Genomic DNA, 20906 nt, shown 5'->3' with positions numbered 1-20906 from the left:
CCTTGAGGGGGAGGCGCCGCAGGCGCTTCGGGGGTGTTTCATTTCAGCTCTCTTGGGCGTCGATGTCGCGGTTGAGCACGGCGGTGACGCTCTTCCAGCGCGTTTCGAGGCTCGCGTCCAGCTCGCCGCTGGCCGACTGCACGCGGCAGCTGCCGCGGCTCATCGTCTCGTCGGCGCGCAGCTGCCAGCCCGCGGCCTGCAGCTCGTTGCCCAGGCTGTTCTTCACCAGCGCCACGTCCTCCGGATGCAGCAGCAGGCGCGGCTCGCCCTGCAGCGCGGGATCGGTGTGCAGCAGGTCCTGCACCAGCGGCAGCACCCATTCGGGCTCGGCGCGCAGCGTGCGATGCACCACCTGGCGCGCGACGTCGAGCGCCAGCGTCAGCACCGCGTCGGCCAGCTCGGTCTCGGCGCGGCGCAGCGCCGCCGGCAGGCTGGCGGCCAGGGCGCGCAGCTGTTCGGCATGCGCGCTGGCGGCGGCCAGGCCGGCGGCCAGCCCTTCGGTGCGGCCCTCGGCATGGCCTTCGGAGCGACCCAGTGCGCGGCCTTCACGCCGGCCCTCGGCCTCGCCGGCGCTGCGCGCTTCGCGGCGCAGTGCCGCCAGCTCGGCGGCATGCAGCAGCGCCATCGAGGGCGGCGCCTCCGGGGCGGGGATGTTCTTGCGGGCACCTGGCGCCGAGGCCGGCTCCGCGGGCTCGACGAGCGTGTCCATCTCCCAGCGCTGCCAGGCGGACAGCAGCGGCCGGGCCGGTCGGGTCGACGCGGCGCCGGTGGCGCCGGCGCCGAGCGGGTAGGCCGCGGCCAGCCGGGCCCGCGAGCCGAAGGGGGAGGGGCGGTCAGACGAAGTCATCGGTACCCGGCGCGGCAATCACGATCTCGCCGGCTTCGGCCAGGCGGCGGGCGACCTGCAGGATGGACTTCTGCTCGGTCTCGACCTGCGACACGCGCACCGGTCCGCGCAGTTCCATGTCCTCGCGCAGCGTCTCGGCGGCACGGGTCGACATGTTGGTCAGGAACTTGTCGCGCAGTTCCTGCGGCGCGCCCTTGAGCGCGATGATCAGCGAGTCGGACTCGATGTCCTTCAGCAGGCGCTGGATGCTGCGGTCTTCCAGGCTCAGCAGGTTCTCGAACACGAACATCTCGTCGATGATCCGCTGCGCCAGCGCCTCGTCGTGCTCGCGCACATGGGCGATGGCTTCCTCTTCCTGCGCGCTCGCCATCAGGTTGACGATCTCGGCCGCGGTGCGCACGCCGCCCAGGCGGCTGCGCTTCAGGCCCTGGCCCGACAGCATCTCGGTCAGCACGTCGGTCAGTTCCATGAGCGCCGAGGGTTGCACGCCGCCGAAGGTGGCCACGCGCATGATGACGTCGTGGCGCAGGCGGGCCGGCAGCTTCTCGAGCACTTCCGAGGCCTTCATGCGGTCCAGGTGGATCAGCACGGTCGCCAGGATCTGCGGGTGCTCGTCGCGGATCAGCTCGGCCACCTCGCTGGCCTCGAGCTGGTTCAGGCGCTCGATGCCGCTGTGCGGCTCGTCGGCCTGCAGGATGTCCTCCAGCAGGTTGCTGGCGCGGTCGTCGCCCAGTGCCTTCTTGAGCACCGCGCGGATGTAGCTGCTCGAGCCCAGGTGCAGCGCCGACAGCTGCTCGGTCTCCTCGCGGAACTCGGACAGCACCGAGTTCAGCTCGTCCTTGGAGACCGCGGCGAGCTTCGCCATCGCGAGGCCCAGGGTCTGCACCTCGCTGGTGGCGAGGTGGGCCAGCGCCGCGGCGGCGCGGTCTTCACCGAGCGCCATCAGCAGGATGGCGCTCTTGCGGGTTCCGATTTCACTGATCATGGGCGTTCATCCAGTGCTGAATCAGCGTGGCCACCAGCTTGGGATCCTGGTCGGCGAGTTGATGGGCGTATTCCATATCCGCCTTCTGGCGGGCGGCCTCGCGTTGGCGCAGGCTCTCTTCGGCGGAGATCGTCGGCTCCTGTGGCAGCGTCGGCTCCTCGACGGCGGCTTCGTCCGGCGCGCTCGCCACGGGCGGGACCGGGGCCGGCGGCGGCGCCAGGTGCTTGCGCAGCAGCGGCCGCAGCACCGCGAACCAGGCGAACGTCGCAAGGAAGGCCAGCAGGAGGTACAGCCCGATGGACTTGCCGAGATCGAGGTTCTCGCGGTCGCGCCAGAACGGGACGTCCGCCGTGGCCGGCTCGCGGTTGTCGTCCGCGAAGGCGCTGTTGACCACGTTGAGCGAATCGCCGCGGTCCTGGCTGAAGCCCATGGCCTCGCGGGCCAGGTTCCGGATCTGTTCGATCTCGACCGGCGTGAGCGCGCGCGGGCTGGTCTTGCCGGCGGCGTCGGTCGCGTCCTTGTAGTTGACGACCACCGCCACCGACAGCCGCTTGATGCCGCCGGCGCCTTGCTGCACATGGCGGATCGAGCGGTCGAGCTCGTAGTTGGTCGTGACGTCCTTGCGCGAGCTGGCGGGGCCGGTGGCCACCGCGGCGGTCGCGACCGATGCGGGGGCGCCGTTCGCCGCGCCGGGGGCGGTCGGAGCGCCAGGGGTTCCGGGCTTGGGCGCGGTCGTGATCGGCGCGCTCGGGTTGACCGGCGGCTGGTTCGACAGGGCGCCGGGAACGCCGCCGGGCGGCACGCCGCCCTGCTGCAGCGACTCGCTCGACTGCTGGCTGCGCATCGCGGCCTTGCCGGGCTCCTGGTTGGGGCGGTACTTCTCGTCCGTGTGCTCCATGACCGAGAAGTCGACGTCGGCCGCCACCTGCGCGCGCACGTTGTTGGCGCCGACGATCGGCTGCAGGATCGCTTCGATGCGGCGGATGTAGCCCTGCTCGATCTCCTGCACATACTTGAGCTGGCTCACGTCCAGTCCGCGGGCGCCGCTGTTGGCCGCCGAGAGGAGGTTGCCGCGCTGGTCGACCACCGTGACGCTCTTGGGGTCGAGCTCCGGCACGCTGCTGGAGATCATGTGGACGATGGCGCTGACCTGGCCCTCGTCGATGCTGCGGCCGCGCTGCAGCGTCAGCACCACCGAGGCCGAGGGCTTCTTCTGCTCGCGCACGAAGAGCGACGGCTTCGGCAGCGCCAGGTGGACCCGCGCCGACTCCACCGTGCCGACCGATTCGATCGAGCGCGCCAGCTCGCCTTCGAGCGCGCGCTGGTAGTTCACCTGCTCGGCGAACTGGCTGGTGCCGAACTTCTGGTTGTCCATCAGTTCGAAGCCGACGCCGCCGGCCTTGGGCAGGCCCTGGGCCGCGAGCTTGAGCCGCACCTCGGGCACCTTGTCGCCGGCGATCAGGATCGCGCCGCCGCCCTCGGCGAACTTGTAGGGCACGTTCATCTGCTGCAGCGACGCGATGATCGCGCCGCCGTCGCGGTCCGACACGTTGGTGTAGAGCACCTTGTAGTCGGGGCCGCGGTTCCAGAGAGTGAAGGCCGCCGCGGCGGTCACCAGCGCAGCCGCGCCGATGATCATCGGCAGCTTCGGCTGGGCGCGCAGGCGCTCGAGCATCGGAGGGAGCGAGGGGAGCGAGGGGGCTGCGGGCGCAGCGCTCGCGGGTGCCGTCGAACTCATGCGGGGATCCTCGCCATGGCCGGTGCGCCGGGAAGGTGCGTCGTCAGGCGGAAGTAGGAAGTTTGTTGTTCAGAGGTCATGCCGGAGGCCGTAGAAGTCGTCAGCGGGCTTGTCGTTTCGCGGTTGATTGTGAGCAGTCGTAACAAATTCGATGGACCGAACAGCGGGGGTTTTTGCCGTCTGTTGGTGGCTTGCATGGGGGACTTCCCTTGCTACGCTGAAAGGACGACGGAGCGCCTGGGCGCTTCTTTAGCAACACCAAAGTTCAACAAACGAAAGAGTTCCTCATGTCGATCGCCGCCATCGAATCCGTCCTGCAGCAGATGCGGGTCACCTCGCTCCAGGCGGGGTTCACGCCCGCCGCCGCCGCGCCCACCGAGACCGGTGGCTTCGCGGCCGAACTCAAGCGCTCGCTGGACAACATCAGCGGCGCCCAGACCCGGGCCTACGGCCAGGCCGAGGCCTTCGAGCTCGGCAAGCCCGGCATCGCCCTGAACGACGTCATGGTCGACCTGCAGAAGGCCAACGTGGCGTTCCAGACCGGGTTGCAGGTGCGCAATCGGCTCGTGAGCGCGTATCAAGAGGTGATGAACCTGCCGGCTTGAGCCGCGAGGGTGGTGGACGGGGCCGGCGATTTTTTGCGCCGGGCCCTAAATGTTTCCAGGGGCCTGCCGATAACTGATCCAACGGTGGCCTGAGTCTCACGGCGAGAGCAGGTCCAGCGTTACGGCCAGAGGCCGGAAGTCCACAACCTTTGTCAATTAGGAGTCGAGCATGGCGCAAGTCATCAACACCAACAGTCTCTCGCTGCTCACGCAGAACAACCTCAACAAGTCGCAAACGTCGCTGAACACCGCGATCGAGCGCCTGTCTTCCGGCATGCGCATCAACAGCGCCAAGGACGACGCCGCCGGCCAGGCCATCGCCAACCGCTTCACCGCCAACATCAAGGGCCTGACGCAAGCCTCGCGCAACGCCAACGACGGCATCTCGATCGCTCAAACGACTGAAGGCGCGTTGACCGAAGTCAACAACAACCTGCAGCGCGTTCGCGAACTGTCGGTGCAGGCTGCCACGGGCACCAACTCGGCCGGCGACCTCGACTCGATCCAGGGTGAAATCAAGCAACGCCTCGACGAAATCAACCGCGTCTCGGAACAGACCCAGTTCAACGGCGTGAAGGTCCTGTCGGCCGACGCCGGCAAGCTGACGGTTCAAGTCGGTGCCAACGATGGCGAAACCATCGACATCGACCTGAAGGAAATCACCGCGAAGACCCTGGGCCTCGATGGCTTCAACATCAACGGCAAGGGCGTTTCCGCCAACGCCAAGGCCAACGTCAACGACCTCGCCAAGGCGGGCGCGGTTGCGAACGTGGTCACGACCAGCTTCGCCGCGGTGACTTCGGCTCAAGCCGTCGACGCCATGAAGGACGGCAACACGGCCGTGGTGGGTGCCACGACCTACAAGTTCGACGAAGCGGCAGGGAACTTCACGACCACGATGACGGTCTTGACCGGTGCTCCGACGACGGCCTTCGCCGCCACGTTGCTGCCGACCGCCGGCAACAAGTTCTCGGGCACGTTCACCGGCGCGTCCGGTTCCACCGATTTCGAAGTCGACAGCACGGGCGCGATCACGATCGGCGGCCAGGCGGCCTACATCTCCGCCGGCAACCTGACGACCAACAACGTCGGTGCTCCTCCGGCCGCCACGGCCGCGACGCTGTTCGGCAGCGCTGACACCACCGCCGGCGCTTCGAGCATCAAGCTGAACGGCACGACCTACAACTTCGGCGCCGCTGCCGGCTCTGGCTTCACCTACACCAAGACGGCGACCAAGGACCAGGTCACGGCCGCGATCGACGCTGCCCCCGCGGCGACGGTCAATCTCGGCTCGGGCATCTTCGCATCGTCGGTTGGCTTCGCCGCAGTCGGTGGCATTTCCAACAACACCTGGATGGATAACGACAAGGAGCTGACCAAGATCGCTGGCGGCGCCTACACCACGACCTACGCAGTCAACGCAGTCAACGGTGAAGTGACCGTGGCCTCGACGACCGGCACCGGCAAGTACGCGGCTGCCGTTGGCGCCACCGCCTATGTCAACTCGGCCGGCAAGCTGACCACGGATACGACCAGCAAGGGCAGCAAGACTGTCGACCCGCTGGCTGCCATCGACGCGGCCCTGGCCAAGGTCGACAGCCTGCGCGGCAACCTCGGTGCGGTGCAAAACCGTTTCGGCTCGACGATCGCCAACCTCGGCACCACCATCACCAACCTGTCGTCGTCGCGCTCGCGCATCGAAGACGCGGACTACGCGGTGGAAGTGTCGAACATGACGCGCGCCCAGATCCTGCAGCAAGCCGGTACCTCGGTGCTGTCGCAGGCCAACCAGACCACGCAAGGCGTGCTCTCCCTCCTGCGTTGATCGACTAGCAGAAAGGAAAAGGAACGCCGGGTCCCTCCCGCAAGGGAAGGCCCTGGCGCCCGCAGGCCTCGCGGCCTGCGTTGTCCTCTGCGGCCATGCCGACGGCGAGGCCGCAGAGGACAACGAAGTCAAGAAGAACCAAGGTGGAAAACATGTCGAACCCCGTGCCTGCCGCCCTCGCGATGGAAAGCCCATGGACGCAACTGCTCGCCGGTCGCACCGGCGGCGCCGCGATCGCGAAGGCATTCGCCAGCGCGGCCGCCGTGTCGGATCCGGTCGAAGAGGCGACGCCTGCGCAGGTCGAGGCGGCGGTGCAGGAAGTCAACGCGTCGTTCGCGGTCCGCTCCATCAGCCTGCAGTTCGAGGTCGACCGGGACACCGACAAGGTCATCGTCAAGGTGGTCGACCGGACGAGCGGCGAAGTGATTCGCCAGATCCCGAACGAGGAGGTGGTTCGTTTCGCCAAGGTGATGGGTCGATCGACCGGCCTGCTGGTGAGCCAGCAGGCCTGAAGGCCGCCCCCGCCTCTTCATTCATCAACTAGGAATTCATTCACATGGCAACGATCAGCAGCCTGGGCGTCGGCTCCAACCTCAACCTGGGCGACCTGCTCAAGCAACTCCAGACGGCCGAAAGCCAGCCGCTGGTGGCCCTGAGCGCCAAGGCGAAGAGCTACACCAGCAAGCTGTCGGCCTATGGCTCGCTGCAAAGCGCGCTCGGCGTGTTGCAGAGCGCCGCCAAGAAGCTGTCCGACCCGGCGCTGTTCCAGACCGTCACGGGCACGCCCAGCGTGAGCGGCATCCTCTCGGCTTCGTCCACCGATTCCAGCTCGGCCGGCAGCTACAACATCACGGTCTCGCAGTTGGCGCAGGCGCAGTCGGCGATCACGGCGGGCCAAGCGAGCACGACCACCGCGATCGGCAGCGGCAAGATCACGATCGACTTCGGCACCATCACCGGCGGCACGCTGGACGCCGCGACCGGCAAGTACAGCGGCGCCGGGTTCACCCCGGACGCCTCGCGCGTCGCCAAGCCGATCACCATCGACGCCACCAACAATACGCTGGGCGGCATCCGCGATGCGATCAACGCGGCCGATGCCGGCGTCACGGCCAGCATCGTCAACGACGGCAGCGGCACGCCCAATCGCCTGGTGCTGGTCTCCACGCAGACCGGCGAGACCTCGAGCATGCGGATCTCGGTCGACGGCGACGCCGCGCTGCAGAACCTGCTGAACAACGACCCGGCCGGCACGCAGAACCTGCAGCAGACGGTCGCGGGGCAGAACGCCAAGCTCACGGTCAACGGCATCGCCATCACGAGCGCCGGCAACACGGTCAAGGACGCGATCCAGGGCACCACGCTCACGCTGGTGGGGGCGGGAACGACCGGCCTCTCGATGAAGGCCAACACGGCCTCGGTGAAGACCGCGATCAACGACTTCGTCAAGGCCTACAACAGCCTGCAGAGCACGGCGAGCTCGCTCACCGCCTATGACGCCGACACCAAGACCGGTGCCGCGCTGATGGGCGACTCGACCCTGCGCAACCTCCAGACCCGCATCCGGCAGGCGCTCACGACGCCGCAGATCGGCGGCCCGAACGAGATGAAGGTGCTGACGGAGATCGGCGTCGGCTTCCAGAAGGACGGGACGCTGGCGGTGGACTCGGTCAAGCTCGACAAGGCGCTCGACGCCAACCTGGCGGGCGTCTCGAAACTCTTCGCCAGCGCAACCGGCAGCACGGCGGGCTACGGCAAGCAGCTGGACGCGCTGGTGGAAGACCTCAACCGCACCGGCGGTTCGCTGAAGGTCGCCACCGACGGCGTGACCTCGACGATCAAGGAACTCGACAAGCAGTACGACGCGATGCAGACGCGGGTGGATACCAAGGTGGATCTTTACCGCAAGCAGTTCAACCAGCTCGACGTGCTGATGAGCAGCATGAACACCACCTTGAGCTACCTCACCAAGCAGTTCGATGCGATGAACGCCGGCAAGGGCAAGTAATCCAGCCAAGAGAGAGCCGCCGATGTACACACCTCACAGCTTCAGGACCGGCGCCGGCGCCTACGCGCGCATCGGCGTCGATACCGGCGTCATGAGCGCCTCGCCGCACCAGCTGATCTGCATGCTGTTCGATGGCGCCAAGTCGTCCATCGGCATGGCCCGCCATCACCTGTCGGTCGGCGACATCGGGGCCAGGGGCCAGGCGATCTCGAAGGCGATCGACATCGTCGACAACGGCCTCAAGGCCGTGCTCGACGCCAAGACCGCGGGCCCGGAAGGCGAGGCCCTGGTGGCCAACCTGTCGGCGCTCTACGGCTACATCATCCAGAGGCTCCTCTACGCCAACCTGCGCAACGATGTGCAGGCGCTCGACGAAGCCGATGGCCTTCTTGAAAACATTGCATCGGCCTGGCGCGAGATCGACGCCGGCCCGGCGCGCACCTGATGCGCCCGATGAGAACCACAGGGGACAAAATGGCAGCCAGGAGTGAAGTCGTGCATTGCTACGGGCAGCTCGCCTCGGGCGTTGCACGCATGGCGGAACTGGCCCGGGCCAGGGAATGGGGCCTGCTTCCCGCACTCGAGGAACAGTGCGCCGCGCTCGTGGAGCGCCTGAAGGCACTGGCTCCGCTGGAGGTGCTGGACCCCAGCCAGTTCGAGCAGGCGTGTCGCCTGATCGATCAGATCCGCGCCGACCAGGACGAGGTCTGCGGGCTGGTCAAGCCGCAGATCGAGCAGTTGATCGCCCGCATGAGCTACCTGCAGCAGCAGCGCAGCCTGGGCAAGGCCTACGGGCCGCCGCACTGAGCGGGCGAGAGCTGGCCATGAGTGGACTCACCGGACTGATCGATGCGCTGCTGGCCGTCAGGGCTTCGCCGCGGCTCGACGTCCTCGCGATCAAGGCCGAAGCCCAGATCGGCGCGCCCGGCGCGGTGCCGCAGGTGCTGAAGGTCGAGAACGACGTGCGCCTGCCCTCGAAGGCCGCACTCGATCGCGTGCTTCCCGGTGGTTCGCCGAGCCTGCCGTCCGCCGCCGCGGCGCAGCAGCCGCCCGAGGCCGAGCTGTCGGTGGCGGCGCGCGTCATCAGCGCGGTGCTGGCCGATCTCGAAACGGATGCCGGCCCGGTGCGCGGCACGGCGCCCGCCTGGCCCTCGCGGCAGGTGCCGTCGGCCCCCGTGCTGGCCAGTGCGCTGTCGCAGACCGTGGCCCGCAGCGGCTTGTTCTACGAATCGCATCTGGTCGATTTCGCATCCGGCACCCGCACGCTGGCGCAATTGATGGAGGAGCCCCAGGCGCGCTGGGCGACACCGCTGGCCGCGCAAAGAGCGGCCGAACCGGCGGCCGCCACGGTGCTCCCGGTGATCCCCGCGGCCGTCCCGTTGCCCGTCGCAACGCTCCCGGTGGCCCCCGCGGCCGCCACCCTGGCGCCGCCCCTGCCGGAGACCGCGGCGCCCGCCGCCGATCCGGAGCAGGGCGAGACCGCGTCCTTGTCGCGCGCCGCGTTGCCGGCCGCCCAGTCCGGCGTGCCGGCGGATGGCGCCGCCCCGCAGGACGATGCCGGCGTGCCCGCTGATGCCGCACGGCTGCAGGCCGCCTACGGACGCGGCGAGGCCGCGCGCCCGGCACCGGAAGCGACCGCGTCCGCTCAACTGGAAGAGTCCGCCCCGGTCCATCACGCCGCCGCGTCTGCGGCCAGAGCCGTGGTCCCGGCTGCCGAAGTGATCCATCCGCAGGCCGTGAGTCTGGTGCATCAACAGCTCGACCTGCTGGCGACGGCGGTCTTCCGCTGGAACGGCGAGGCCTGGCCGGGCGTGGCGATGAACTGGTCGGTCGAGAAGGAAGCCGCCGAACCCTCGGGCGAAGCGGTCGCCGACGACGGCGCGCAGCGCTGGTCGACCACGGTCTCGATGCGACTGCCGCGACTGGGCGAGGTGGACCTCCGCCTGAGTCTTGCGGGCCCGGGGCTGCAAGCCCGGTTGGCGGCCAGCGAGCCGAGCACGGTGACGGCATTGCGCGCCGATGGCGGCGCGCTGGTGCAGCGGCTGGAAGCCGCCGGCCTGCGCGTGCAGGACCTGCAGGTGGCGCCGATGGCGCCGCCATCGACCGAGCGGCCGGAGGGCGCATCGTGAGCACGCCGATGGACGATCGGCCCGTCGCGGTGGCGCTGTCTTACGCCGACAAGACCCGGGCCCCCGTGGTGGTGGCCAAGGGCTACGGCGTGGTGGCCGAGTCGATCATGCGCGAGGCGAGGCAGAACGGGCTCTACGTCCACGCCTCGTCCGGCTTGGTCAAGCTGCTGATGCAGGTCAATCTCGACCAGCAGATTCCGCCGCAGCTCTATCTCGCGGTGGCCGAGGTGATGGCCTGGATCCACGGGCTCGAAAGCCGCGCCGAGGTGCAGGCCAGCCCGTCATGAAAGATCCTGAAATATTTCTGAATAATGAAATGATACTTTTTGTTTCAGTTTCAATGAATGTTCATTGAGTTAATAGATTTTTGTTGATATTAATACTTTGTAGTGCAGTCCGATTTTTAATACTAATTAGTGTATCAATTGAACGGAAGCGCCTATTTCGAACGTAAACAGTTTGGACTACTTTCCATTGGAAGAACAGTCCGGATTGTGAGTCGATTCCAACGGCGTGTCAGATAAGTCTCACTTTCCGCAACGGCCGCGGGTGCACCGACAAAGTTGTTAAAAATTGTGTATAGACTGCAGACTAGATTTTGAATGGAGTTCAGAGTGGAAATGGATATCGATGGCGGCGGCAATAATGGCGACATCTCGAAAGAGATTGGCGACATTAACCTGGCCTATATGCTGCTCGCTCAAAAGCTTGCCAAACAGGATCGCGCGGCGGCCATGTACCGCCTCGGCGTCGGACGTGAATTGGCCGACTTGCTGGCCAACATGTCTTTGACGCAGATTGTCAAATTGGCGACATCGAATTTTCTGCTCTGCAGTTTTCGCCTCGATGACCACCCGATGTTCGCGGTCTTCGGCGAAGGCAAGGACACCTCGCTGCAGCAGGCTCACATGTCGATCCTGATGGCGGCGCGCCAGCTCCAGACACGCGAAGCGGATGCCGTGGTATGACTGCGAAAAGCGTTCTCGGCGAGGTCCGGCAGGTTCAATTGGCGGTTGAATTGATCGAGCTCGGCGCCCGTCTCCAATTTCTCGAGGCGGAAGTCGGATTGAGCCGCGAGCGGCTGATCCGCCTTTACAAGGAACTGAAAGGCGTTTCGCCGCCCAAGGGCCTGTTGCCTTTTTCGACCGACTGGTACATGACCTGGCTGGCCAACATCCATTCGTCGATGTTCTACAACATGTACCGCTTCATGCTGCACGAGGCCCAGGAAGGCGAATTGCAGGCGCTGATCAAGAGCTACCGTCTTTATTCGGAGCAGATCGAGGCCCACGGCGGGGAAATCGTCCTGGATTTCACGCGTGCCTACACGATGGTCCGGTTTTTCGACAGCGACATGCTGCAATTGAGCACCTGCAGCCGTTGCGGCGGGCATTTCGTTGCCCATGCGCACGACCACAAGCACGGCTATGTGTGCGTGCTGTGCCGTCCACCTTCGCGGGCCGGCAAGGCGCGCGGTCCGAAGCGCGTCGAGGAACCGGTTGAGAGCCTGCCGTCATCGCAGCCTTCGATTCTCGCCGCGCATTCCGCACTGAGCGCGAACGGAGTTCATTGAAAACGGTAATTTTTCATTGATTTCAGAGTTTTTCTTGATTTGACGCCTGCGGGCAAAAGGGGACGCGCGTGCTCGTGCTGGTTGGATACCTGGTAGTGATAGGGGCCGTTTTCGGCGGCTATGCCCTGATGGGCGGGCATTTCGGCGTCCTGTTCCAGCCCGTCGAGTTGCTGATGATCGGCGGCTCCGCGCTGGGCGCCTTCATCGCCGGCAACAACGGCAAGACCATCAAGGCGACGATGAAGGAGCTGCCGCTGCTGCTGCGTTCGTCCAAGCACAACCGGCAGCTCTACATGGACCTGCTGGCGCTGCTGTACGAGTTGCTCGCCAAGGCGCGCAAGGACGGCATGATGAAGCTGGAGTCCGACGTCGAGAACCCGGGCGAGAGCGAGATCTTCGGGCGCTACCCGGTCATCGTTGCCGACAGCGAACTGATGGAGTTCCTCTGCGACTACCTGCGCCTGGTCATCAGCGGCAACACCGACCCGTTCGAGATCGAGGCCCTGATGGACCACGAGATCGAGACCATCCGCCACGAGGCCGAGGTGCCCCAGCACAGCCTGGCCGGCGTCGCCGATGCCTTGCCCGCACTGGGCATCGTGGCGGCCGTGATGGGCGTGGTCCACGCGCTGGCTTCCGCCAATCTGCCGCCCTCGGAGATGGGCGCGCTGATTGCGCACGCGATGGTCGGCACCTTCCTGGGCGTGCTGCTCGCCTACGGCTTCGTGTCGCCGCTGGCATCGCTGATCGGCCAGAAGGTCGAAGAGGCCATGAAGGTCTACCAGTGCGCCAAGGTCACCCTGCTCGCCAGCCTCAACGGCTATGCGCCGCAGCTCGCAGTGGAGTTCGGCCGCAAGGTGCTGTTCTCGACCGAGCGCCCCTCCTTCACCGAACTGGATGACCATGTTCGGGAAGTCAAGGCACGCTGACCGGCACGGAGCGCGGACATGAGCGCAGAAAAGAAGCACATCGTCATCAAGCGGGTGGTCGCGGGCGGCGGCGGCCATCATGGCGGCGGCTGGAAGATCGCCTACGCCGACTTCATGACCGCCATGATGGCGTTCTTCCTCGTGATGTGGCTCTTGTCCATCTCGACGCCGAAGCAGCGCGAAGGCATCGCCGAGCATTTCCGCATGCCGCTCAAGGTCGCGATCAGCGGCGGCGAGAAAAGCAGCCTGAGCACCAGCATGATCCCGGGCGGCGGCGCCGACCCGATCCAGACCGTGGGCGAGGTCCAGCAGGTCAGCCAGAGCGAGGAGGAGGCCGACGCGGCGCGCCTGGCCGAGATGAAGAAGCGGCTCGATGCGCTGATCGAGAACAGCCCGGTCTTCAAGCAGTTCCGCTCGCAGATCCTGATCGACATCACGACCGAGGGCCTGCGCCTGCAGCTCGTCGACAGCGAGAACCGGCCGATGTTCGATCTCGCCAGTGCCCGCGTGGTGCCGCACATGCGCGCCATCCTGCGCGAGCTCGGTCCCAAGCTCAACGAGCTGCCCAACAAGATCACGCTGTCAGGCCACACCGATGCCTTCGTCTACACCAACGGCGACAAGGCCTACGGCAACTGGGAGCTGTCGGCCGATCGCGCCAACGCCTCGCGGCGTGAGCTGGTGATCGGCGGCATGACCGAGACCAAGGTGCTGCGCGTGGTGGGCCTGTCCGACAGCATGCACCTGGACAACGCGGAGCCGCGCAATCCGATCAATCGGCGCATCAGCATCATCCTGCTCAATCGCCAGACGCAGGATCGGATCGAGCGCGAGAACAGCGGCGACGGCGCGGCCGCGCGGGTGAGCGCGGCGCGGGCCGTCGCACCGGGCAGCAGCGACGACCTGAAGCCGGCCGCCTTCAAGCCCCAGGCCCCGACGCAGTAACAGAGACGACAGACCCAGCACACGGCCCTTCGGGGCCGGGATCGGAGCAAACAGATGGACCTCAGCCAGTTTTCCCAAGCATTCTTTGTCGAAGCGATCGAGCTTCTGGCACAGATGGAGCAATTGCTGCTCGAACTCGACGTCGAGTCGCCGGACAGCGAGCAGCTCAACGCGATCTTCCGGGCGGCGCACTCGATCAAGGGCGGCGCCGCCACGTTCGGCTTCACCGCGCTGACCGAGACGACGCACCTGCTCGAGACACTTTTGGACCGGGCACGCCATGGCCAGTTGCGCCTGAGCGGTCCGATGATCGATGCCTTTTTGGAAACGAAGGACGCCTTGCAAGAACAAGTCACTGCCTACCAGGCGAACAAAGAGCCTGAAGCCGCCCGCGTCGCGCACATCTGCGCCGTGCTCCAGCAACTGGCGATGGAGAACGGCGCCGGTGGCGCGCCTGCACCCACGCCCGCCGCGCCGCCCGCGGTGTCGGCCGCACCGGCACCCGTGGCCGCCGCGGCGCCTTTGGCGTCCGGTGCGCTGCGCATCCGCTTCGCCCGGCTGTCGGACAGCGAATGCGATCTGCTCGCCGACGAGTTGGCCAACCTCGGCCGGCTGGTCTCGCGCACGCGCAGCAACGACCAGTTGACCGTGATGCTGGAGACCACCTGCAACCCGGAGGACATCGTCGCCGTCTGCTGCTTCGTGATCGACGAATCGCAGATCGACATCTCGCGCGAAGCGGCCGAGGAGCCGGTCGAGGAGCCGGCCGCACAGGCGCAAGTGCAGGCCGCGCCAGCGGCACCCGTGCCCGCGCCCGTGCCGCCCAGCGCCGAGCCCGGCGCCAAGGCGCAGGCCGCCGCCTCGCCCGCCGCCGCCAAGGAGTCGAGCTCGATCCGCGTCGATGTCGAGAAGGTCGACCAGCTCATCAATCTGGTGGGCGAACTGGTCATCACGCAGTCGATGCTCACACAGGCTGCGACCATGCTCGACCCGGTGGTCTACGAGCGCTTCCTGAGCGGCCTCGGCCATCTGGAGCGCAACGCGCGCGACATGCAGGAGTCCGTGATGTCGATCCGCATGATGCCGATGGACTACGTCTTCAGCCGCTTCCCGCGCGTGATCCGCGACGTCAGCGCCAAGCTGGGCAAGCAGGTTCGCCTCGACACCTACGGCAAGGAGACCGAGCTCGACAAGGGGCTGATCGAGCGCATCGTCGATCCGCTCACGCACCTGGTGCGCAACAGCCTCGACCACGGCATCGAGACGCCCGACATCCGCCTCGCCAAGGGCAAGGACGCCACCGGCCAGCTGCTGCTGTCGGCGCAGCACCACGGCGGCAACATCGTGATCGAGGTCAGCGACGACGGCGCCGGCCTGAACCGCGAGAAGATCCTGGCCAAGGCCATGCAGCAGGGCCTGGCCGTGAGCGAGACCATGCCCGACGAGGAAGTCTGGCAGCTGATCTTCGCGCCCGGCTTCTCGACTGCCGAGCAGGTGACCGACATCTCGGGCCGCGGCGTCGGCATGGACGTGGTGAAGCGCAACATCCAGGAGATGGGCGGCCACGTGGAGATCCAGTCGCGCGGCGGCCACGGCACCACCACCCGCATCGTGCTGCCGCTGACGCTGGCGATCCTCAACGGGATGTCGGTCAAGGTCGGGGCCGAGGCCTACATCCTGCCGCTGAGCTACGTGATCGAGTCGCTGCAGCCGCTCGCCGATCACCTGCATTCGATCACCAGCGAGGGCCACGTCATCAAGGTGCGCGGCGAGTACCTGCCGCTGATCGAGCTGCACCGCGTCTTCGACGTCGCGGGCGCGCAGGTGAACCCGACCCAGGGCATCCTGGTGATCGTGCAGGCCGACGACGCGCGCTTCGCGTTGCTGGTCGACGAACTCCTCGGACAGCACCAGGTGGTGGTGAAGAACCTCGAGACCAACTACCGCAAGGTGCCGGGCATCTCGGCCGCGACGATCCTGGGCGACGGCAGCGTGGCTTTCATCATCGACGTCGGCGCCATGCCGCGTATCCAGCGCGCGCAGGCCGCGAGCGCCGCCGCGCTGGCCGGCGCCGCCAGGCCGCAGGCGATCGCGGCCTGACGCTTTTCCATGCAATGCCCCGGACATCCCGCAGACGGGGATGCTTGACACAAGCTTCAGACGGAGACATTTGCAATGCACTTTGATTTCTTCAAACTACCGGGCTCGGGCCCGGCCGCGACCGGCGAGGGCGCCGCCGACAGCTTCGCCGCCGCGCGCGATGCCGGTGAACAGGAGGAAGATCCGCTGGAGCCGAGCGAGGCCAGCGGCTATGTGCGCTACGCCCTGCAGCTGGACGCGCAGAAGCGGGTCAAGGGCTATCGCATGGCCTGGCTGCCGGCACCCGGCGCCGAGGCGACGCCGGACGCGTCGAGCCAGTTCAAGGCGCTGCTCGACAACATCTGCAAGCATCTCAACCCGACGCGCACCGGCTGGCGCCTCGGCCGCCTCGTGATCTTCCTCGATGTCACGGTCGATGCCCTGTTCCTGGCCGAGCTCCAGTCGCTGCCGCCTGAAAACGTGATCCTGTGCATGGGGGTCGGCGACCTGATGGACGCCGACACGCGTTCGATGCTTCTGTTCCTGCGCGAGCAGGGCTTCGGTTTCATGCTGCGCGACGCCGACGCGCTCCCGAGCGACCCCGAGCTCTGCGAAATCATCACCCACGTCGACGTCGGCGACGGTGATCCGGACCGGGTGGCGCGCATGCGCTGCGACGAGCCGCCGGGACGCGCGCCGCTGCAACTGATCGCCACGCGCATCGACAACTGGCAGCAGGCCGAGTCCTGCGCCGAGCGCCGCGTGGACGTGCTCGTCGACGGCTCGCTGACGCACCCGCTGGTGAAGGAAGGCGGCGACGCCCTGCAGCCCGAGTCGATGCTGATCGTGCGCCTGATGCACAAGATCCAGCGCAACGAGAACCTGCGCGCGATCGAATCGGCGCTCAAGCGCGACGCCGCGCTGACCTACAGGCTGCTGCGCCACATCAATTCCCCCGCCATCGGCGCCGGCGTCGAGATCCATTCGCTGCGCCATGCGGTGGCGATGCTCGGCTACGCGCCGCTGTTCCGCTGGCTGTCGCTGCTGCTGGCGACGAGCAACAAGTCGAGCTCGCCCTTCATGACCAAGAAGGCGATCACGCGCGGGCGCTTCGTCGAGCTGATGGGCCAGCGGATGCTGCCGGCCGGCGAGGCCGACAACCTGTTCGTGGTCGGCATGTTCTCGCTGATCGACCAGCTGCTCGGGATCTCCATGGAGCAGGTGCTCGCGCGGGTACAGCTCGCGGAGTCGGTCCAGCAGGCGATTCTGGAGCGCAAGGGCGTCTATGCACCCTTCCTCGCGCTGGCCGAAGCCTGCGAGGGTGACGGCGCCCAGGCGGCGCGGCTGTCGGAGGCGCTCTTCGTGAGCTCCAGCCAGGTCAATGCGGCGCACCTCGCGGCGATGGTCTGGTCGCAAGAGGTGAACGCGCACGAGGCGACAGGATGAGCCTGTCACGCGAGCTGCAAGGTATTTGTCCCCTTGATCGAACCATTGGAAAAGAGGCTCGCTATGTACATTGAAGCGCATGCACCGACGCCGGCCGTGAACACCGAATTCCTATTTACCGACAGCGACTTCTCCAAGGTCCGAACGCTGATTCACAGGCGGGCCGGCATCGCGCTGGGCGAGCAGAAGCGGCAGATGGTCTACAGCCGCCTGTCGCGTCGACTGCGCGAGCTGCGGCTGCCGGAGTTCTCTTCCTACCTCGAGTTGCTGGAGTCGCGCCAGGACGGCGACGAATGGCAGTCCTTCATCAACTCGCTGACCACCAACCTGACCTCCTTCTTCCGCGAGGCCCATCACTTCCCGGTGCTGGCCGAGCACGTGCGCAAGGCCAGGGACCCGGTCACGATCTGGTGTTCGGCGGCCTCGACCGGCGAGGAGCCCTACTCGATCGCGATCACGCTGATCGAGGCGCTCGGCGACAAGGCCAACGCGGCGCGGGTGATCTCGACCGACATCGACACCGCGGTGCTGGCCAAGGCCCAGGCCGGCGTCTTCACGGCCGAGCAGGTGAGTCGGCTGTCGCCCGAGCGGCTGCGCCGCTTCTTCAGCAAGGGCACCGGCTCCAATGCCGGCAAGGTCCGCATCCGGCCCGAGGTCGCGCAACTGGTGAAGTTCTCGCGCCTGAACCTGCTCGATCCTTCGTGGTCGGTGAAGGAGCCGGTGGATGCGATCTTCTGCCGCAACGTGATGATCTATTTCGACAAGCCGACGCAGAAGAAGGTGCTCGACCGCTTCGCGCCGCTGCTGAAGACCAACGGCCTCCTGTTCGCCGGCCATTCGGAGAACGCCTCGCTGGTCAACCAGAGCTTCAAGTCGCTCGGCCACACGGTGTACGAGCTGGCGCGGGTGAAGGCCAAGGCGGGCGTTGCATGAGCGCAGTGCGGAGCCGGCCCAGGACCTGCCGAGCGTGGGGGCGAGCATGAGCGCCGGGGTGCCGGGGTCGCTGGCGAACCACCACTACTTCGACCGCGATGTCGGCAGCATGGCGGTCAAGCTGCTGCCGTCGGAATACTTCGTGACCACCACCGACACGGTGCTGACCACGGTGCTGGGCTCCTGCGTTGCGGCCTGCATTCTCGACATCGACAACGGCGTCGCGGGCATGAACCACTTCATGCTGCCGGAGGAGGGCGACGCGGTCTCGCGCGACGCCGTCGAGTCGATGCGCTACGGCGCCTACGCGATGGACGTGCTGATCCGCGAGTTGATCCGCTCCGGCGCGCGGCGCGAGCGGCTGCAGGCCAAGGTGTTCGGCGGCGCCGCGGTACTGGCGAACATGACCACCCTCAACATCGGCGACCGCAACGCGGACTTCGTCCTGCGCTACCTCCAGACCGAGCGCATCAGCGTCGCCGCGCAAGACCTGCGCGGCCAGCACGCGCGACGCGTGTGCTTCATGCCGGCGAGCGGCAAGGCCGTGGTGCGCAAGCTGCGGGCTCAGAACGACGTGCAGGCGATCCAGCGCGAGGAGGGCGAACTGCTGCGCAAGCTGTCCGTCCAGCGCCCGCCGATCGAGCTGCGCAAATTCAACTGCGCCGGCGGCGAGACGACGCCGGTGGCACGAACCAAAGGATTCTGGTGAGCGCAAACAAGATCAAGGTGTTGTGCATCGACGATTCGGCGTTGATACGCAGCGTGATGACCGAAATCATCAACAGCCAGCCTGACATGACGGTCGTCGGCACGGCGGCCGATCCGCTGGTGGGCCGCGACCTCATCAAGGTCACCAACCCGGATGTGCTCACGCTCGACGTCGAGATGCCGCGCATGGACGGCCTCGAGTTCCTCGAGAAGCTGATGCGCCTGCGGCCGATGCCGGTGGTCATGGTGTCGTCGCTGACCGAGCGCGGCTCGGAAATCGCGCTGCGCGCACTGGAACTAGGCGCCATCGACTTCGTGACCAAGCCGCGCCTGGGTGTGCGCGACGGCCTGCTCAACTACACCGAGCTGATCGCGGGCAAGATCCGCACGGCCGCCAGCGCCCGGCTGCTGCCGTCGCGGCATGCCGCCTCGGCGCGCGGCGCGGCCGACGGCGCGCCCGAGGCGCTCTTGCGCAGTCCGCTGCTGAGCACCGAGAAGCTGATCATCATCGGGGCCTCCACGGGCGGCACCGAGGCGATCCGCGAGGTGCTGCAGCCGCTGCCGCCGGATTCGCCGGCGATCCTCATCGCGCAGCACATGCCTGCGGGCTTCACGCGCTCGTTCGCGCAGCGGCTCGACGGCCTGTGCCGCATCACGGTCAAGGAAGCCGAGCACGGCGAGCGCGTGCTGCCGGGCTATGCCTACATCGCGCCGGGCGGGTTCCACCTGTCGCTCGGCCGCAGCGGCGCCAACTACGTGGCCCACCTGGACCAGGAGCCGCCGGTGAACCGCCATCGCCCCTCGATCGACGTGCTGTTCGACTCGGCGGCCAGGCATGCCGGCAAGAACGCGATCGGGATGATCCTCACGGGGATGGGCAAGGATGGCGCCGAGGGGCTGTTGCGCATGAAGCGCGCCGGCGCCCACACCTTCGCCCAGGACGAGGCCAGCTGCGTGGTCTTCGGCATGCCGAAGGAAGCGATCGCGCTCGGCGCCGCTGACGAGGTGGCCCCGCTGGGAGAGATGGCGCGCCGCGTGCTGGCGCACCTGCGCACCTTCGGTGCGCGCACGAACCGGGTTTGACAACGAACTGTTTGAGTGGAGAGAAAAACGTGATTGACAAGAGCATCAAGATCCTGGTCGTGGACGACTTCCCGACCATGCGCCGCATCGTGCGCAACCTGTTGAAGGAGCTCGAGTTCCTCAACGTCGACGAAGCCGAGGACGGCGCCGCCGGCATCGAGAAGCTGCGCGGCGGCAACTTCGGCTTCGTGGTCTCGGACTGGAACATGCCCAACATGGACGGCCTGACCATGCTCCAGACCATCCGCGCCGACCCCGAGCTCAGCAAGCTGCCGGTGCTGATGGTGACGGCCGAGGCCAAGAAGGAGAACATCGTCGCGGCGGCGCAGGCCGGCGCGAACGGCTATGTGGTCAAGCCTTTCACGGCCGCCACGCTCGAAGAGAAGATCACCAAGATCTTCGAGAAACTCAGCAAAGGTTGAGCACCATGAGCAAGAACGCGATCGACGCCGAACAGGGGAACACCGCCGAAGAGTTGCTGGGCCGCATCGGGCAGTTGACGCGTCAGTTGCGCGAAGGCCTGCGCGAACTGGGGCTCGACAAGGAGGTGGCCAAGGCGGCCCAGGCGATCCCCGATGCCCGCGACCGGCTGGCCTACGTGGCCGCGACCACCGAGCGGGCGGCGCACCGCGCGCTCAACGCCATCGACGTCGCGCAGCCGCTGCAGGAAGGGCTGGCCACCGATGCCAAGGGCCTGAGCAAGCGCTGGGACGAATGGTTCGCCAATCCGATCGAGCTCGACCATGCGCGCGAACTCGTGATGGACACGCGGGGCTACCTGGCGGACGTGCCGGTGAAGGCCAATGCGATCAACACGCAGCTCATGGAGATCCTGATGGCGCAGGACTTCCAGGACCTGACGGGCCAGGTCATCAAGAAGATGATGGAAGTGGTCAACGGCATGGAGACCGAGCTGCTCCAGGTCCTGCTCGACAACACGCCGCTCGAGAAGCGGCAGGAAATCGTCAACAACAGCCTGCAGAACGGCCCGCAGATCGTGGCCGGGCACCCCGATGCGGTGGCCGACCAGTCGCAGGTCGACGACTTGCTGGAGAGCCTCGGTTTCTGACCTG

Annotated in this window: 23 protein-coding genes; 19 read left to right on the top strand and 4 right to left on the bottom strand. The window is 66.8% G+C overall.

The features are described 5' to 3' along the window. Positions 1 to 43: 43 nt before the first annotated feature. From fliH to AB4Z46_RS14350, 4 genes are read right to left on the bottom strand one after another with little or no spacing between them, the layout of a single operon-like run. Entirely contained in the window at positions 44 to 847 is an 804-nt protein-coding gene (gene fliH, locus AB4Z46_RS14365; protein ID WP_442284170.1) for a flagellar assembly protein FliH, read from the bottom strand. Continuing rightward, positions 834 to 1832 carry a flagellar motor switch protein FliG gene (fliG, locus tag AB4Z46_RS14360; RefSeq protein WP_442284169.1) on the bottom strand — a complete coding sequence of 333 codons (999 nt, stop codon included), beginning with the start codon at positions 1830 to 1832 and terminating at the stop codon, positions 834 to 836. Before fliG ends, fliH begins: the two co-directional genes overlap by 14 nt. Beyond that, entirely contained in the window at positions 1822 to 3570 is a 1749-nt protein-coding gene (fliF, locus tag AB4Z46_RS14355; protein ID WP_442284168.1) for a flagellar basal-body MS-ring/collar protein FliF, read from the bottom strand. Before fliF ends, fliG begins: the two co-directional genes overlap by 11 nt. After that, positions 3567 to 3767 (bottom strand): hypothetical protein, encoded by a 201-nt coding sequence (locus AB4Z46_RS14350; protein ID WP_442284167.1) that lies wholly within the window; start codon positions 3765 to 3767, stop codon positions 3567 to 3569. Before AB4Z46_RS14350 ends, fliF begins: the two co-directional genes overlap by 4 nt. Positions 3768 to 3857: 90 nt before the next feature. Here AB4Z46_RS14350 and fliE point away from each other — a divergent pair, with 90 nt between their 5' ends. From fliE to cheZ, 19 genes are all read left to right on the top strand, one after another. Beyond that, a complete protein-coding gene (gene fliE, locus AB4Z46_RS14345) occupies positions 3858 to 4175 on the top strand; it encodes a flagellar hook-basal body complex protein FliE (protein ID WP_442284166.1) in 318 nt (105 codons plus the stop codon). 169 nt (positions 4176 to 4344) lie between these two features. After that, positions 4345 to 6000 (top strand): FliC/FljB family flagellin, encoded by a 1656-nt coding sequence (locus AB4Z46_RS14340; protein ID WP_442284165.1) that lies wholly within the window; start codon positions 4345 to 4347, stop codon positions 5998 to 6000. Positions 6001 to 6152: 152 nt separating this feature from the next. Further along, positions 6153 to 6512: a flagellar protein FlaG gene (locus AB4Z46_RS14335; protein ID WP_442284164.1), complete on the top strand. Its 360-nt coding sequence runs from the start codon at positions 6153 to 6155 to the stop codon at positions 6510 to 6512. 44 nt (positions 6513 to 6556) lie between these two features. Continuing rightward, positions 6557 to 8008 carry a flagellar filament capping protein FliD gene (gene fliD, locus AB4Z46_RS14330; RefSeq protein ID WP_442284163.1) on the top strand — a complete coding sequence of 484 codons (1452 nt, stop codon included), beginning with the start codon at positions 6557 to 6559 and terminating at the stop codon, positions 8006 to 8008. Between the two features lie 22 nt (positions 8009 to 8030). Beyond that, complete coding sequence (gene fliS, locus AB4Z46_RS14325) at positions 8031 to 8453, top strand: flagellar export chaperone FliS (RefSeq protein WP_442284162.1); 423 nt, start codon at positions 8031 to 8033, stop codon at positions 8451 to 8453. 29 nt (positions 8454 to 8482) lie between these two features. Continuing rightward, a complete protein-coding gene (locus AB4Z46_RS14320) occupies positions 8483 to 8815 on the top strand; it encodes a flagellar protein FliT (protein ID WP_442284161.1) in 333 nt (110 codons plus the stop codon). A 17-nt stretch (positions 8816 to 8832) separates the two neighbouring features. Further along, positions 8833 to 10137, top strand: a complete 1305-nt coding sequence (gene fliK, locus AB4Z46_RS14315; RefSeq protein ID WP_442284160.1) for a flagellar hook-length control protein FliK — start codon at positions 8833 to 8835, stop codon at positions 10135 to 10137. An 8-nt stretch (positions 10138 to 10145) separates the two neighbouring features. Further along, positions 10146 to 10424 (top strand): EscU/YscU/HrcU family type III secretion system export apparatus switch protein, encoded by a 279-nt coding sequence (locus AB4Z46_RS14310; protein ID WP_442284195.1) that lies wholly within the window; start codon positions 10146 to 10148, stop codon positions 10422 to 10424. A gap of 333 nt (positions 10425 to 10757) precedes the next feature. Continuing rightward, a complete protein-coding gene (gene flhD / locus AB4Z46_RS14305) occupies positions 10758 to 11105 on the top strand; it encodes a flagellar transcriptional regulator FlhD (protein ID WP_442284194.1) in 348 nt (115 codons plus the stop codon). Next, entirely contained in the window at positions 11102 to 11710 is a 609-nt protein-coding gene (gene flhC, locus AB4Z46_RS14300; RefSeq protein WP_442284159.1) for a flagellar transcriptional regulator FlhC, read from the top strand. The genes flhD and flhC overlap by 4 nt, the downstream gene beginning before the upstream one ends. A 68-nt stretch (positions 11711 to 11778) precedes the next feature. Then, positions 11779 to 12639, top strand: coding sequence for a flagellar motor stator protein MotA (gene motA, locus AB4Z46_RS14295; RefSeq protein WP_442284158.1), 861 nt, complete (start codon positions 11779 to 11781; stop codon positions 12637 to 12639). 18 nt (positions 12640 to 12657) lie between these two features. Next, positions 12658 to 13584, top strand: coding sequence for a flagellar motor protein MotB (motB, locus tag AB4Z46_RS14290; RefSeq protein ID WP_442284157.1), 927 nt, complete (start codon positions 12658 to 12660; stop codon positions 13582 to 13584). A 54-nt stretch (positions 13585 to 13638) separates the two neighbouring features. Then, entirely contained in the window at positions 13639 to 15684 is a 2046-nt protein-coding gene (cheA, locus tag AB4Z46_RS14285) for a chemotaxis protein CheA (protein WP_442284156.1), read from the top strand. Between the two features lie 75 nt (positions 15685 to 15759). After that, positions 15760 to 17109, top strand: a complete 1350-nt coding sequence (locus tag AB4Z46_RS14280) for an EAL and HDOD domain-containing protein (protein ID WP_442284155.1) — start codon at positions 15760 to 15762, stop codon at positions 17107 to 17109. Between the two features lie 63 nt (positions 17110 to 17172). After that, positions 17173 to 18042, top strand: a complete 870-nt coding sequence (locus AB4Z46_RS14275) for a CheR family methyltransferase (RefSeq protein WP_442284154.1) — start codon at positions 17173 to 17175, stop codon at positions 18040 to 18042. A gap of 46 nt (positions 18043 to 18088) precedes the next feature. Then, a complete protein-coding gene (gene cheD, locus AB4Z46_RS14270; protein WP_442284193.1) occupies positions 18089 to 18751 on the top strand; it encodes a chemoreceptor glutamine deamidase CheD in 663 nt (220 codons plus the stop codon). A 56-nt stretch (positions 18752 to 18807) separates the two neighbouring features. After that, entirely contained in the window at positions 18808 to 19833 is a 1026-nt protein-coding gene (locus AB4Z46_RS14265; RefSeq protein ID WP_442284192.1) for a protein-glutamate methylesterase/protein-glutamine glutaminase, read from the top strand. A 32-nt stretch (positions 19834 to 19865) separates the two neighbouring features. Next, a complete protein-coding gene (gene cheY / locus AB4Z46_RS14260) occupies positions 19866 to 20255 on the top strand; it encodes a chemotaxis response regulator CheY (protein ID WP_442284191.1) in 390 nt (129 codons plus the stop codon). Between the two features lie 5 nt (positions 20256 to 20260). Beyond that, entirely contained in the window at positions 20261 to 20902 is a 642-nt protein-coding gene (gene cheZ / locus AB4Z46_RS14255; protein WP_442284153.1) for a protein phosphatase CheZ, read from the top strand. The last annotated feature ends 4 nt before the right edge of the window (positions 20903 to 20906 follow it).

Source organism: Variovorax sp. M-6 (genome assembly GCF_052114385.1).
Classification (GTDB): domain Bacteria; phylum Pseudomonadota; class Gammaproteobacteria; order Burkholderiales; family Burkholderiaceae_C; genus Variovorax.
This window is presented reverse-complemented; position numbering and strand designations above follow the sequence as displayed.